At 71.9% G+C, this 16,017-nt stretch carries 4 protein-coding genes; all 4 read left to right on the plus strand.

The window, feature by feature from the left end:
- Positions 1-93: 93 nt before the first annotated feature.
- The 4 genes from CP981_RS01730 to CP981_RS01745 all read left to right on the plus strand — a co-directional run bounded on the left by CP981_RS01730 (position 94) and on the right by CP981_RS01745 (position 15,971).
- A complete protein-coding gene (locus CP981_RS01730) occupies positions 94-6,381 on the plus strand; it encodes a type I polyketide synthase (protein WP_085923162.1) in 6,288 nt (2,095 codons plus the stop codon).
- Positions 6,378-11,936 (plus strand): type I polyketide synthase, encoded by a 5,559-nt coding sequence (locus CP981_RS01735; protein WP_085923161.1) that lies wholly within the window; start codon positions 6,378-6,380, stop codon positions 11,934-11,936. The genes CP981_RS01730 and CP981_RS01735 overlap by 4 nt, the downstream gene beginning before the upstream one ends.
- On the plus strand, positions 11,933-15,121 hold the full coding sequence (locus tag CP981_RS01740; RefSeq protein WP_085923160.1) for a non-ribosomal peptide synthetase: 3,189 nt from the start codon (positions 11,933-11,935) through the stop codon (positions 15,119-15,121). Before CP981_RS01735 ends, CP981_RS01740 begins: the two co-directional genes overlap by 4 nt.
- A gap of 85 nt (positions 15,122-15,206) precedes the next feature.
- Positions 15,207-15,971: a thioesterase II family protein gene (locus CP981_RS01745; protein WP_085923159.1), complete on the plus strand. Its 765-nt coding sequence runs from the start codon at positions 15,207-15,209 to the stop codon at positions 15,969-15,971.
- Positions 15,972-16,017: the final 46 nt, after the last annotated feature.

Here is a 16,017-nt window from a genome sequence, read left to right on the forward strand (position 1 = left end):
CAATTCGGGTTCTTCAGGACAGGGCGACCGTTTCATCTCGGGTCGCATTCATCGAGAGCTGCTGTCTCACTTCATGAAATTGGGGATGCGGAAATGAAGACCGCCGGTGATATCGCGGGCTGGCTGCGGCAAAAAATCGGAGAAGAGCTGGGGGTGGCGGTCCGTGAGGTCGACACGGCCACTCAGTTCCGGGATCTGGGCATCGACTCCGCCGGTATGACCGCCCTGACCGCGCAGCTGTCGGTGCAGCTGGGCAAGCCGCTCTCGCCCACTGTCGCCTGGCACTTCCCGACCATCTCCGACCTGGCTGAGGCCCTTGCCGGCGAGCAGGATGCGTCGGGGCGGCCGGCGGGAACGGCTGTGCAGACGACTGCGGGAAGGCCTGCTGAGGGCGGCGCGGTACCGTCCGACGAGCCCATAGCCGTGGTGGGGCTCGCATGCCGGTTCCCGGGCGCGCCGAATGCGGAGGCGTACTGGGATCTGCTGCGGTCCGGGACCGACGCGGTGACCGAAGTACCGCCGGAGCGCTGGGACTCCGAAGCGCTGTACGACCCGGACCCGTCCATGCCGGGGAAGATGAGCACCCGCCGTGGCGGATTCCTGTCCGGCGTGGACACCTTTGACCCGCAGTTCTTCGGGATCTCTCCGCGCGAAGCCGCCCAGATGGACCCCCAGCAGCGGATCGCCCTTGAGCTCGCCTGGAGTTCCCTCCAGGACGCCGGCATCCCGCCCGCGGCACTGCGGGCCGGCAGCACGGGTGTGTTCCTGGGGACCTTGTGGAGCGACTACGCACGGCTCGCCGGGCGCGATCTGGAGGAGATCCAGCAGCACACGGCCACCGGCCAGGAGCCGAGCATCGTGCCGGCCCGGGTGTCGTACACCCTGGGCCTCCAGGGGCCCAGCATCGGTGTCAACACCGCCTGTTCGTCGTCCCTCGTCGCTGTGCACCTGGCCTGTCAGAGCCTGCGTTCCGGTGAGAGCGCCCTGGCGCTCGCCGGTGGTGTCAACCTGGTGCTCGCGCCGGAGAGCAGCGCGGCGATGTCGAAGCTCGGCGCGATGAGCCCGCACGGCCGGTCTGCGGCGTTCGACGCCTCCGCCGACGGATATGTGCGGGGCGAGGGCGGCGGCATCGTGGTGCTCAAGCCGCTCTCCGCGGCGCTGGCCGACGGGGACCGGATCCACTGTCTGATCCGTGGCAGCGCAGTCAACAACGACGGTGCCAGCAACGGCCTCACCGCGCCCAACCCGTCGGCGCAGGAAGCCATGCTCCGCGCGGCCTGTGCACGGGCCGGCGTCGACCCGCACGGCATCCAGTACGTGGAAGCGCATGGGACCGGAACACGGCTGGGCGACCCGATCGAGGCGCACGCGCTCGGCAAGGTGCTGGGCGCGGGCCGGCCCGCCGGGGCGCCGCTGCTGGTCGGATCGCTGAAGACCAACATCGGTCATCTCGAAGCGGCGGCCGGCATCGCCGGCCTGATCAAGGTTGCCCTGTCGATGCGCCACCGCGCCATCCCGCCGACTCTCCACCACGACCGGCCGAATCCCGACATCGCCTTCGACGAGTTGCGGCTGGCCGTCCCGACCGCTCTCACCGACTGGCCGGCCGGCGACGCCAGGCCCATGGCGGGGATCAGCTCCTTCGGGTTCGGCGGCACCAACTGCCATGTGATCGTGGAAGGGCCACCCACCGGCAGCGCACAGATTCTGCCGCTGTCCGCCGGGACGCCGGAAGCACTGCGGGAGGCCGCGGGCGCGATGCTCGACGCGGTGGCGAACGATCCGTCGGACTCCGTCGCGGACTGGTGCGCGACCGCCGCCCTGCGCCTGAGCTCACACCCGTACCGGGCGGCGGCGACCGTCCGCACCAGGGACGAACTGCGGGACGCCTTGGCCGGCATCGCCTCCGGCGGCGTCGGCTCCGCAGCCGGGAAGCCGCCCCGTCTCGCCTTCGTGTTCTCCGGGCAGGGCTCGCAGTGGTGCGGCATGGGGCGGGACCTGCTGCACACCGAGCCCGTCTTCCGCGAGGCACTGCTGGAATGTGACCGTCTGATACACGCCCGCACCGGGATTTCCGCTGTCGAAGAGCTGCGCCGCGATGCCGGCGAGTCCCGACTGGACGGGACGACGGTGATGCAGCCGACCGTGTTCGCCGTCCAGGTCGCCCTCGCGGCGCTGTGGCGCTCGTGGGGCGTACAGCCGGACGCCGTGGTGGGGCACAGCCTGGGTGAGGTGGCCGCGGCCCATGTGGCGGGCGCCCTGTGCCTGGAGGACGCGGTACGGGTCGTCTGCGAGCGCAGCCGGCTGATGAGCCGGATCGAGGGTATGGGCGCCGTGGCGGTGGTCGACCTCCCCTTCGCCGAAGTGGACAGCCTGCTCGCCGACCGCCCCGGCCTCTACGCCGCCGGCGCCAACAGCACCCGGAGCTCCGTCGTTTCCGGAGACGCCATCGCGCTCGACGCGTGCCTGGCGGAGCTGAGCGAGCGCGGTGTCCGGTGTCGGCGCGTGAACATGGGAGTCGCCTCGCACAGCGGGCAGTGCGACCCGCTCCTGCCCGAACTGCGTGCGGCGCTGTCCGATGTGCAGGCATCACCGGCCGCGGTTCCTGTCATGTCCTCGGTGTCGGCGGACTTCGTTGACGGGCGCGCGCTCGACGCCTCCTACTGGGTGCGCAACCTGCGGGAACCGGTGCTGTTCGCCCCGGCGGTCGAGCGGCTGCTCGATGCGGGGTACGACCACTTCCTCGAGGTCAGCCCGCACGCCGTGCTCACCAGCTCGGTGGAGGCCATCGTCGAGGAGCGCGGCGTGCCGGCCCGGTCGCTGGCCTCACAGCTTCGCGGACGGGATCCCCGCGAGGTCCTGCTGAGCACTCTCGGCGAACTGTACGGCGCCGGCCGCGACATCAACTGGCGCCCCGTCTACTCGGCGGACCTACGTCTCGTCGAGCTCCCCGCGGCGGCGGACCGGCTCGCCGTCCCTATGGCTGAGGACCGGCGGGTCCGTACCCTCCCGCTGAGCGCCCACTCCCTCCCGGCGCTGCGTCAGCTGGCCCGCGATACGGAGACCCGCCTCGCCGGGCCGGCGCATATCGACCTCGACGACCTGTGCCACACCGCGGCACTCCGGCGCGACCACCATGAACACCGTGCGGCAGCATCGTTCACCTCGTCCGGGCAACTCGCCGCGCAGCTGAGGGAGTTCGCCGCGAACCGTGCGGCGGAAGGATTGGTGGCCGGCAGCGCCCTGCGCAGGACGAACGGTCCGGTGTTCCTCTTCTCGGGCCAGGGCGGGCACACCGCCCGTATGGGCTGTGAGCTGTTCACCCACGAGCCGGTGTTCCGTGACGTCATCGAACGGTGCGACCGCTGGCTGGCCGAGAAGGCGGGCTGGTCGCTGATCGCCGAGCTCCAGGAGCCGGAGGGCTCGTCCCGGATCGACGAGACGGAGATCACTCAGCCCGCCCTGTTCGCCCTCCAGGCCGGACTGGCCGCACTGCTGCGGTCCTGGGGCATCACGCCCGCCGCGGTCATCGGGCACAGCGCCGGCGAGATCGCGGCCGCCTACTGCTCCGGGGCTCTCACATTCGAGGACGCGCTCCTCGTCGCGCTCCACCGGGGCCGCATACTCCAGCGGGCCACCGGCAGGGGCCGGATGGCCGCGGTGGGCCTGGGCGAACGGGACGTCGCGGGCCTGCTGGCCAGTCGGGCGGGCACGGTGTCCATCGCCGCCGTCAACGGCCCCCGCACCACGCTGCTCAGCGGCGAGACCCATGCCCTCCAGGAACTGCTCGACGACCTCGACCCCGCCGTCTTCCGGCGGATGCTCCGCGTCGGCTACCCCTCACACAGCCCCCAAATGCGCGTGTACCAGGAGGAGCTGGGCCGCCTGTTGGCTGACATCCGGCCAACGGCGGGCGACATCCCGCTGTTCTCCACCATCGACGCCGATTTCCGCCCGGGGACGCACTTCGACGCCGCCTACTGGGTCCGGACCATCGCCGAGCCCGTGCGGTTCTCGGCGGCTGTCGAGACGCTCGCCGCCGAAGGACACCGGTCGTTCGTGGAGCTCGGGCCGCACCCCGTTCTCGTGGCGCCGGCGTCCCAGTGCCTGGAGCAGACCGGCCAAGAGGGCCTCGTCGTTCCCACCATGCGCCGGGAAGCCGGCGAACAGCAGGCCGTTCGTGAGGCGGCCGGCACCCTGTGGGCCCACGGGTATGCCACCGACTGGAAGGCGGTGCATTCCCGCCCCGGCCGGCTGGTGACCACCCCGGACTATCCATGGCAGCGCGAGCGACACTGGCTCACGCCGGCGCCGCTGACCCGGCGCGACGCCGCCACCGGAAGCCTGCTGGAGCTGCTGGCGCGCGGCGACGTGTCCCAGGTCACCGACGAGATCACCCGTCAGGGCGACCTGACGGACGGGGAACTCGGTTTGCTGCCCAAGCTCCTCCAACGGCTCGCGCCGGCCGGCACCGGGACCCCGCACGAGTGGCTGCACCACGTCGTCTGGCGCGCGAAGCCGCTCGGGACCCCGGCGAAGTCCGCCGGCTCCGGCAGTTGGATCGTGCTGGCCGACGACCCGGAGGGACCGCTCGCCGCCTCCGTGTCGCGGGCCCTTCGCTCGGCCGGGCAGGAGTGTGCGCTCATCCGCACCGTGTCGGAGCCCGAGGAGCTGTCGGCGGCACTGCGGCGGGCCGCTGCGGAAGCGGCCGCTCCGTGCCGCGGAGTGCTCCTGCTCGCCGGCCGGGATGCGGAGGCGGGCCCGGAGGAAGCCGTGACACACGGCCTCCGTCCGGCCCTGGCCACCGTCCAGGGGCTGGCTGCCTGGCAAGGGCGGTCCGTACCGAAAATGTGGCTCGTCACCTCGGGCGCGCAGCCCGTGGGCGAGGGGCCCACCGGGGCGGACGTGGCCCACGGCGCGCTGTGGGGCTTCGGCCGGGTCGTCGCGCTGGAGCACCCCGAGCTGTGGGGCGGCCTGGTGGACCTCGCCCCCGAGCAGGCCGGCTCGGCGGCAGCGGCCGACGCGCTGGTGAAGGAGCTCCTCGCCGGTGACGGTGAGGACCAGGTGGCGTTCCGCGACGGCAGCCGCCATGTGGCGCGGGTGGCACCCGCCCCGAAGGACTCCGGGGCCGCGCAGCGGACCGCGATCCGCCCGGACGGCGGCTATCTGGTCACCGGCGGGCTCGGGGGGCTGGGTCTTGTGGTCGCCCGGTGGCTTGTCGCGGAGGGAGCCCGGCACCTGGTGCTGCTGGGCCGTCGCGCACCGGACGCGGACGCTGCCGCCACCGTCGCCGAACTGACCTCCCTCGGTGCCACCGTGGACGTAGTGCAGGCCGACGTCACCCGGGCCGAAGACGTGGAGCGCGTGATCGCCGGGTTCGGGCGGCAACGGCCCCCGCTGCGTGGTGTCTTCCACGTCGCCGGCGTGCTCGACGACGGGACCCTGCTCCAGCAGGACTGGGACCGTTACCGGGCCGTCCTGGCTCCCAAGGTGATCGGTGCGCACCACCTGGACCGCTGCACCCGGGGTCTGCCGCTCGACCTCTTCGTGCTGTTCTCCTCGTTCGTCGCTGTCCTCGGCTCCCCGGGGCAGGCCAACTACGCGGCGGCGAACGCCGCCCTGGACAGCCTGGCCCACCACCGCAGTGCGCTGGGGCTCCCCGCGACGAGCGTCAACTGGGGGCCGTGGGAAGGCGTCGGCATGACCGACTCGGCGGCCGCCGCACGGTACCGCTGGAGCGAGCGCGGAGCCCGGACCATCCGCCGTGACGAGGGCCCCCGCCTGCTCGACCGGGTGCTGGACCGGTCCACGCCCCAGGTAGGTGTGTTCTCGGTCGACTGGGGCGTCTACCACGACTGGCTGCACCCCACGGCCAACCGCGACCTGCTCGCTCTGGTCCACACCGCGGCCGCCGGGGCGCAGAGCGCCGGGGACGACGAGGACGCCGTTTCCTCCCTGCCCGACCGGCTGGCCGCGCTCGACCCGGGTGACCGGATGGAGCACCTGGTCGCTCACCTGGCCGCCAAGGTGGCCGACATCGCGGGCTTCGCCGCGGACCACGCCGTGGACCCCGAAACCGGCTTCTTCCAGCTCGGCATGGACTCGCTCATGAAGCTGAAGCTGGTGACGCGTCTGCGGGAGGAGCTGGGTGACCGGCTGACCCTGCCCGGAACGCTGCCCTTCGACCACCCCACCTGCGCGTCGCTCGCCGCCCACCTGCTCGACGCGCTGGCGCTCGCCCCGGGCCACGCGGCACAGCCCGACGAGGACGGTGTCGAAGACCTGATGGCCGAGGTGGAACGGCTCACCGCCGACGAGGCGGCCCGCTATCTGGACCAGCTCACCACGGAGAACCAGCCCGAAGGGGGCCAGAACGCATGAGTAGCATCGCCGACCGGATCGCGGCACTTCCCGCATCCCAACGGGCCCTGCTGGAAGAGCGGTTGCGACAGCAGCAACGCCCCACCACCCCGGCTCCCGAACCGATCGCCGTAGTGGGCATGGGATGCCGTTTCCCCGGCGGGGCAAGCGATCCCGAGACCTTCTGGAACCTGCTCACATCCCGGACGGACGCCACGTCCACCGTGCCCGCCGGCCGGTGGGACGCCGAGCGGCTGCACGACCCCGAAGCTGCCCGGCCGGGCACCGTACGGTCCAAGCGCGGCGGTTTCCTCGACCGCATCGACACCTTCGACGCCGAGTTCTTCGGCATCCCCCCTCGGGAGGCGGAGACCCTCGACCCCCAGCACCGGCTGCTGCTGGAGGTCGCCTGGGAAGCCCTCGAACACATGGGGCAGGCGCCCACGGCGCTTCAGGGCACGCAGACGGGCGTGTTCGTCGGCATCGGGATCGATGACTACAAGCTCCTGCAGACGGCCGACCTGTCACGGATCGACGGGCACATGGGGACCGGGAACCTCTTCTGCGCGGCCGCCGGGCGCCTGTCCTATCTGCTGGGCGTGCGCGGACCGTCCCTCGCCGTCGACACCGGATGCTCCTCGTCCCTGGTGACGGTCCATCTGGCGATGCAGAGCCTGCGCTCGGGCGAATGCGATCTCGCGCTCGCCGGGGGCGTCCACCTCATGGTCGCCCCGGACATGACGGTCTACCTCTCCCAGGCCGGAGTACTGTCGCCGGAGGGCCGCAGCCGCGCCTTCGACGCCTCGGCCGACGGCTACGCCCGCGGCGAAGGGGCCGGGATCGTCGTCCTCAAGCGGCTCGCCGATGCCCGGGCCGCCGGGGACACGGTGCTCGCGGTGCTCCGGGGATCCGCCGTCAACCACGGGGGACGCGGCAGCGGGCTGACGGTTCCCAACGGCAGCGCCCAGCAGGACCTGATCAGCAGCGCCCTGAAGGCGGGGCGGATGGAGCCGGCCGACGTCGACTACGTCGAAACCCACGGCACCGGCACGCCGATCGGCGACCCCATCGAGGCGAACGCGCTCGGCGCCGTCTACAAGCGAGGACGGACCACCGACCGTCCGCTTCTGATGGGCACGGTGAAGACGAACGTCGGCCACCTGGAGGCCGCGGCGGGCATCGCCGGACTGATGAAGGTGGTGCTGTCGCTGCGCCACGAGGAGATCCCGGCCCATCTCCACCTGCGGGACCGCAATCCGCAGATCGCCTGGGACGATCTCCTGCTCGACGTCCCCACCGAGGCCACGCCGTGGCCTCGGCGTGACCGGCCCCGGGCAGCCGGCGTCAGCTCCTTCGGGATCGGCGGCACCAACGCGCATGTGATCGTGGAGGAGGCTCCGGCCGTCGCCGCGCCGCCGGCCGCTCCTCAGGAGCGGTCACATCACCCCGTCGCGCTTTCGGCCCGGACCGCGCCCGCCCTGCGGCACATGGTCGAGCGCTACCGGCTCCACCTCGAAGGGCACCCGGACGCGGTCTGCGCGGACGTGGCGCACTCGGCGAACACGGGGCGCGCCCACTTCGCCCACCGTGCCTTCTTCGTCGCATCGGACACCGCGGATCTGACCGCGCAGCTCTCCTCCTGGCAAGCGCCGGGAGCGCCCGCCGCGTCCCGCACCCCGGGCCGCGACTTCCGTACCGCCTTCCTCTTCACCGGGCAGGCGTCGCAGTACTTCGGTATGGGCGCCGGGCTGTACGCCGGTCAGCCGGTGTTCCGGCAGGCGATCGACACCTGCGCCGAGCTGCTGCGGGACCGGTACAACTGGTCGCTGACCGAGGTCCTCTACGCACAGGACGGCGACCGGTCGCTCATCGACCGCACCGAGTACGCGCAGCCGGCCCTCTTCGCCGTGGCCTATGCGCTGGTGTCCCTGTGGAAGGCGTGGGGCATCACCCCCTCCGTCGTCCTGGGCCACAGCGTCGGCGAGCTCGCAGCCGCCTGCGCCGCCGGCATCCTGCGGCTGGAGGACGCGCTGCCGCTGGTCGCCGAACGCGGTCTGCTCATGGCGAAGCTGCCGGGCGACGGCGCGATGGCCGTCGTCACCGCGGACGAGCCGACCGTGTCGGCGCTGATCAAGCCCCACGCGAGGCTGAGCGTCGCGGCGGTGAACGGCCCGGTGCAGACCGTGGTGTCGGGGCCCGCCGACAGCGTGGCCGAACTGCTCGATGGGCTGGGCAAGGACGGTGTCGGAGCCCGTCTGCTCAACACCTCGCACGCCTTCCACTGCGCGCTCATGGACCCGATGCTGGAGCCGTTCGGCGCCCTGGCGGACGGCGTGGCGCACCGGAAGGGCACCGTTCCGGTCATCTCCACCGTCACCGGTGAGCAGGTCCACGGCGACGACATGGCCCGCGGCGGGTACTGGAACCGCAACGCCCGCGAGACGGTCCGCTTCCTCCCCGCCGTCCGGACGCTGCTGGAGCGGCGGTTCGACGCGGCCATCGAGATCGGCCCGGACCCCGTCCTGACCCGCCTGGTCGCCAAGCAGGGCCTGGACCCCCGGGCGGACCGGCTCTGGCTGCCCTCCCTGTCCCGGCACACCGGCGACTGGCAGCAGATCCTCCAGACCCTGGGGAGCCTGTACTCGGCCGGCGCCGACGTCAACTGGCACGCCGTGGACGCCGGGTTCACCAGAAGCCGGGTACCGCTGCCCAGCTACCCGTTCGAACGGAAGCGTTACTGGAAGGACACCCGGGCCACTCGCGGCACCCGTCCGGCGGGCACGTCCGTCTTCCCGGGCACCCGGCTGAGCTCACCGGCGCTGCGCGACACAGTGTTCCAGACCCGGTTCACGGCCGACTCCCCGGCCTTCCTGGCCGATCACGTGCTCTTCGGCGCAGTGGTGGTTCCCGCGGCGTCCCACCTGGCCATGACGCTCTCCGCCGCCGTGCAGGGGCGGGCGGGCTCCGGCGCGCTGCTGGACGGGGTCTCCTTCCCCCAGGCCTTGACCGTGGACGACGCCGAGCGGGACGTACAGCTGCTCATCGAGGGTGACGACGGTGCGGACCCCCGGGCCTTCCGCGTGGTCAGCGCCCCTGCGGGCACGACGGATCAGCGGGCGTGGACGACCCATGCCACGGGAACGCTGCGTGTCTCGCCGGCGCCGGGGACGGCAGTCCGGACACCCACGCACCACGAGCTGCTGGGGCGGCCGGGCGAGCGCCTCGACGGTGCCGGTTTCTACGCCGCGATGCGGGAGAACGGCGCCGACCTCGGGCCCGGCTTCCGCTACATAAGCGAGGTCACGCGCCACCCCGGCGAGGTCCTGATCCGGATGCTCCCGCCGGAGCAGGACGACCGGGACGGTCGGTTCCTGCTGCCCCCCGGGCTGGTCGACTCATGCGTCCAGGCCGTGGTCGCCCTGGTCTGGGCCACCCGGCCGGACGAGGAGCTCGGCGTACGGGTCCCCATCCGGCTGGACGCCCTGAGGTTCCACACGGCGCCGCCCACCGCGCCCCTGTGGTGCCACGTTCAAGAGCGCCCGGACCAGAGCCCGGACGGCGACACGGTCGTGGCGGACCTGCTGCTGTGCGACGAAGAGGGCACCGCAATTCTGGAGATGGACGGTCTCTGGCTGCGCCGCGTACCGGCCGACGCACTGCTGCGCCGGGACACCGCCGTCATCCGGCGTCCCTCCTGGGAAGCCACGGACGCGCCGGCCCCCGGCGGCAAAACCGCGCTCGACGTCCCGTGGCTGGTGCTGGCCGACCGTCGCGGCGTCGGCTCCGCGCTGGCCGCACAGCTCCGGGCGAGCGGGCATGAGGCCACCGTCGTCGAGGCCGGTGCCCATGAGGACGCGGACCTGCGGACGTTGGTACGGGAACGCACGGCCGGCGGCAGCCCGTTGAACGTGGCCTTCCTCCCGGGCCTCGACGAGCCCGACGACGAACCGACCGCCAAGTCCCTTGAGCGGGCCCAGGGAACGGCCTCCGCCGCCCTGCTGACCGTCCTCCAAGAGCTCAACAGCGCCGGGCGTGCCGCACGGGTCCTTGTGGTGACCCGCGGAACGCAGTCGCTCTCCGCACATCCCGTCCGCGTCGTGCACGCCCCGCTGTGGGGCCTGGCGGCCATCGCCGGCGCCGAGAACCCCGACGTACGCTGCGTACTCGTCGACCTCGACCCGGACAGACCGGCAGTGCGGAACGAGGCCGAAGCGCTCTGCGCCGAAGCGCTCGCGGCCGACGGCGACGACCGGATCGCCTTCCGCAGCGGCCGACGGCATGTCGCCGGGGCAACGGGAACGGCACTCCCGGAACGCCCCACCGCAGCCGAGGAACTGGTGCGGTCGGACGGCACCTATCTGGTCACCGGCGGGCTCGGCGCGCTCGGTCTGCACACGGCCGACTGGCTGGTGCGAGGCGGTGCCCGGCATCTCGTACTGATGGGGCGCCGGGCTCCCTCGGAGGCCGCCGGCCGCACCATCGGCCAATGGGAACGGGCCGGGGTCCAGGTCGCCGTGCACCAGGCCGATGTCACGGACTTCGAGGCCGTGCAGCAGGTGCTGGCCGAAGTGGCCCGCGCCATGCCACCGCTGCGCGGAGTGGTCCACGCGGCCGGTGTGCTGGACGACGGCAGCATCCCGAGGCAGAACGCTCAGCGGCTGCGCTCGGTGATGGCTCCCAAGACACGCGGTGCGTGGAACCTGCACCTGCTGACACAGGACGCGAAGCTGGACTTCTTCGTCCTCTACTCCTCCGTGGCCGCCCTCATGGGCTCCCGTGGCCAGAGCGGCTACGCCGCCGGCAACGCCTTCGTCGATGCCCTCGCCCACCACCGGCAGTCCCTCGGGCTGCCCGGGACCAGCGTCGCATGGGGGCCGTGGAGCGGCGACGGAATGGTCGCGACCCTTGACGCACACGCCGAACGCCGGGTGCGGGAGAGCGGTTTCGGCATGCTGGAACCGGGCCCCGCGCTCCGGGCGCTGGAGGACGTGCTGCGGGCCGGTGTCCCGCACGCGTATGTCTACGCCGGTGAGTCGGCCGGTGCCCGAGCGGCAGGTACGGGACGCAGCGGCGGTCCGCGTGGGGAGAGCTCGTCCCCGGCCGGGCAGTCCGTCTACGAGCGCCCCGCCGGCTTCGGGCCCGCGCTCGCGCCGAGGAACGAGACCGAGGCCAGGCTCGTGGCCATCTGGGAAGCGCTGCTCGGCATCCACCCCATCGGTGTCGAGGACGACTACTTCCACCTGGGAGGCGACTCCATCACGAGCCTGCGGATCATCAGCCGGGCCAAGCAGGCGGGCATCCGGCTCACCGAGGCCGACCTCTTCGCCCACCCGACGGTGGCGGAGCTGGCGGCCACGGTGCAGACCGTACCCACACCGGACGACAGCGGACCGGGCCAGAGCGATCCGGCCACGAACGGGCCGCAAGGCGGCGCCGCTCGCACCACGCACCTGGCCGAGGGCGACCTGGCGCGGCTGCTGTCCCGCATCGGGTCCGTCGAGGCCGAGGCACCCGACGCCGTGACACGACACGTCGATGCGGCCCACGACAGCAACACAGAAAGGCGGAGCCGATGACCACGCGCATTGAGGGTGTACATCCCCTCTCCCCCCTGCAACAGGGCCTCCTGTACCACACCATTCTCGACCCGGGGACGTCCTTCTACGTCGACCAGGTGATCCAGACGCTCGACGGCGATCTGGACCCCGAAGCCCTGGAACAGGCGTGGCAGCGGGCCGTCGACCGGCACACCATTCTGCGGTCCTCGTACCACTGGGAAGAGATCGACGAGCCCGCGCAGGTCGTGCGTGCCTCCGGCACCGCGCACATCGAGCGGCACGACTGGCGGGACACCGGCTCTGACGACGCCGTCCAGGAGCGGCTGGAGGACTTCCTGCGCACCGACCGGCGCCGGGGGTTCCAGCTGGACCGCCCGCCCCTGTTCCGGCTGCACCTCCTCCGCGTCGCCGAGCAGCGGCACCTCTTCGTCTTCCGCTATCACCACATCCTGCTCGACGCCTGGTCGGCCCTGATGCTGCTGGAGGAGGTGCTGTCCTCCTACGACGACTTGGTGCGGGGCCGGCAGCTGCCCTCCCGGCCGGTGCGGCCGTACCACGACTACGTCGATTGGATACGCCGCCAGGACATGAGCCGGGCCGAGGAGTTCTGGCGCACCGAACTGGCGGGCTTCCGGCCGGCCCCGCTGGCCGTGACCGGCACGGAGGGCGACGACGGCGCACGGGCGGAGACCGGCGCGGACACCGGCCGGGAGAACCCCGAGGTGTCGCTGGTGCTCGCGCGGGAGACCGGGGAGGCCCTGCGCCGGCTCGCCCGCGAGCACCGGCTCACTCTCGGCACGGTGCTACAGACCGCGTGGGGCCTGCTGCTCAGCCGGTACACCGACCAGCAGGACGTCGTGTTCGGGATGACCATGACGCACCGGCCGGCCGAGCTGGACGGGATCGAGGACACCCTCGGGCTGTTCATCAACACGCTGCCGTTGCGGGTGCAGCCTGCCCCGCACCGCCCGTTCGCCGCGTCGTGCGCCCAGGTCCAGGCCGCGCAGACGAGGATGAGGGGATTCCTGTCCAGCCCCCTGGCGGAGGTGCAGCAGTGGAGCGACGCCGAACCGGGTGAGCCGCTGTTCGACAGCATCATGACCATCCTCAACGTGCCGCGGATCGGCAACCTGGGACGCCGTACCGGCGAACTCGACGTCCGGGGTGGCGAATACCGTTACCACACCAACTATCCGCTGGCCGTTCTCGTCATCCCGGACGAAGAGATCACCCTGCGCATCGGCTACGACAGGAGCCGCTTCGACGCGGCTGCCGTCGAGCGCATGCTGGGTCATTTCGCCACGATCCTGGAAACAGTGGCCACCGATTTCACGCTCCCGGCCGGCCGGATCTCCCTGCTGACCCGCGAGGAGCGGCGGATGATCGATGCGTCGGGCGCCGGCGAGGCGGTGGCGCCACCCGGCCTGTGCGCCCAGCAGCTGTTCGAGGAGCGTGCGGAACGCACACCGGACGCGACGGCGGTGACCTTCCGGGGCACGTCCCTGGCATACGGTCAACTCGATGCGCGGGCGAACCAGTTGGCACATCTTCTGGCGGAGCACGGCATCGGGCCGGAGTCGCGGGTCGGGCTCTGCCTGGACCGCTCGGTCGACCTCGTGGTCGCGATGCTGGGCGTCCTCAAGGCCGGCGGCGCGTTCGTACCGCTGGACCCCGCCTACCCCGCGGACCGCCTCGACTTCATGAGCCGGGATGCCGAGCTGTCCCTGCTGCTGACCAGCAGCACGGCACAGCGGCAACTGCCCCGGCTCGCCGTCCGCAGCATCCTGCTGGACGAACAGACCGAGGCGCTCGACCGGCACAGCACCGAACCCGTCTCCAGCGGCGTCCGGCCGGACAACCTCGCGTACGTCATCTACACCTCAGGGTCCACCGGGCGTCCCAAGGGAGCGCTCATCACCCACGACGGCCTGGTGAACAGCTGCCTCGCACAGCAGGACGCGTTCGGCACCGGCCCCGAGGACCGGGTGTTGCAGTGGGCCTCCCCGAGTTTCGACGCCTCGGTCTTCGAGGTCTTCCTGGCGCTGGGCGCGGGCGCGGCCCTGTGTCTGGCCCCCCAGGAGGAGGTCATTCCCGGCCCCGGGCTGGTCGACCTGCTGGCCCGCGAGAGCATCAGCTGCCTGGTGATGGCCCCCTCCGCGCTCGCCGCCCTCCCGCTGGAGGCGCCCGCACGGCTGCCCGGGCTGCGCACCATCGTGCTCGGAGGCGAATCGGTGTCCACCACGCTGCTCGACCGCTGGTGTACCGGCCGACGGATCTTCAACGTCTACGGGCACACGGAGACCAGCATCTGGGCCACGGTGGAGGAGTGCGCGGCGGACGGGCGTCCCCCGTCGGTCGGCCGGCCGGTCCGGGGCATCCAGGTGCACCTGCTCGACAGCAGTGGGCAGCCGGTCCCGGACGGAGTCGCGGGTGAGCTCTACCTCGGTGGTGTCGGAGTCGGCCGTGGCTACCTGAACCGGCCCCGGCTCACTGCCGAGCGCTTTCCGGCGAATCCTTTCTCCGACGTCCCCGGCTCCCGTCTCTACCGGAGCGGTGACCTGCTGCGGAGGCGTGCCGACGGCCGGCTCGACTTCGTGGGCAGGGTGGACGGACAGGCCAAGATCCGGGGCCTGCGCATCGAGACGGGCGAGATCGAGAGCGCCCTGCGCGAGCACCCGACCGTGAAGGACGCCGCCGTCATGGTGCGCGCCGGGCTCGGCGGAGAGGGCACCGACCAGAGGCTGGTGGCCTACCTGTTGCTCCGGCCCGGTGACGAGCGCCCGGCAGAGGACTGGCGCCTCTTCCTGCGCACGACACTTCCGGACTACATGGTGCCCAACTCCTTCGTCACGCTGGACTCCCTTCCCCTGACGTCCAACGGCAAGCTGGACTACGCGGCCCTGCCGGAGCCCGGACGGAGCGTGCCGACCGACGGACAGACGGCGCCGCTCACCCCCTTGGAGAGCCGGATGGCCGAGCTGTGGGCCCAGACGCTCGGGCTGGACAGCGTCGGCGCGCACGAGGACTTCTTCGCCCTGGGCGGCAACTCCATCAAGGCCACCCGGATCGCCTCCCGCATACGCCAGGAATGGCAGGTGGAGTTCTCCGTGCGCACGGTGCTGGAGAGCGGAACCGTCGCCGGCTGCGCAGCCGCACTTGGCGAACCCCCGGCGCATTCTGTGCACGAGCCGCCGGCGACCTGAGCCCGTCCGCCTCCCTCGAAAACCGCCGATCGTATTCCCGGCGAGCGCGCCGAAAATGAGCGCCGTTCACTCTTGAAAGGACCACATGAGCATCACGGTTGATGAACCGGGTGTGCTGTTCCCCTTCGGTGTCCCCGATCCCGAAGCGCCCGTCCGAGTCTTCTGCCTGCCGTACGCGGGCGGTGGCGCCGGCCTCTACCGTGCCTGGAGTCGGCGTGCCGTACCGGGCGTGGAGTTCGTCCCGGTGCAGCTGCCGGGGCGGGAGAACCGGCTCCACGAGCCGCCGGAGCGCGACTTCGACACCCTCGTCGAGCGCCTGGCGCGTGCGATGGCTCCGTGGACGGGCGGGCGCTACGCCCTCTTCGGACACAGCATGGGCGGCCTGCTCGCCCACGAACTCGCTCACCGGCTGCACGAGCTGACCGGGCGGCCCGCCGACCTGCTCGCCGTGTCCGCCTGTGCGGCCCCTGATGTGGAACGCCCCGCCTGGCGCATCCACGACCTGCCGAGAGAGGAATTCGTCGCGGAAGTGCGGCGGCTCAACGGCACCCCGCAGGAGGTGTTCGAGGACGAGGACCTCCTCGACCTGTGCCTGCCGCGCATCCGCGCCGACTTCTCCGTACTGGCGAGCTACCGGAACCGGCAGCGCACACCGCTGGCCGTTCCCGTCACGGCGCTGTGCGGAACCCGTGATCCGCAGGTGCCCACGTGGTCGGTGGAGACCTGGCGCGCGCACACGACCGGCGACTTCCGGCTGCACCTCGTCGACGACGACCACTTCTTCATCCACCGTCACGAGCAGGCCGTATTCACGCATATCACCGATGCGCTGCACGAGGAACTCACGTGATGCGAGGAATTCACCCGCTCCCACTGCCCACACAGGAAACCGGAAA

This window comes from Streptomyces platensis (genome assembly GCF_008704855.1).
In the GTDB taxonomy this organism is placed as follows: domain Bacteria; phylum Actinomycetota; class Actinomycetes; order Streptomycetales; family Streptomycetaceae; genus Streptomyces; species Streptomyces platensis.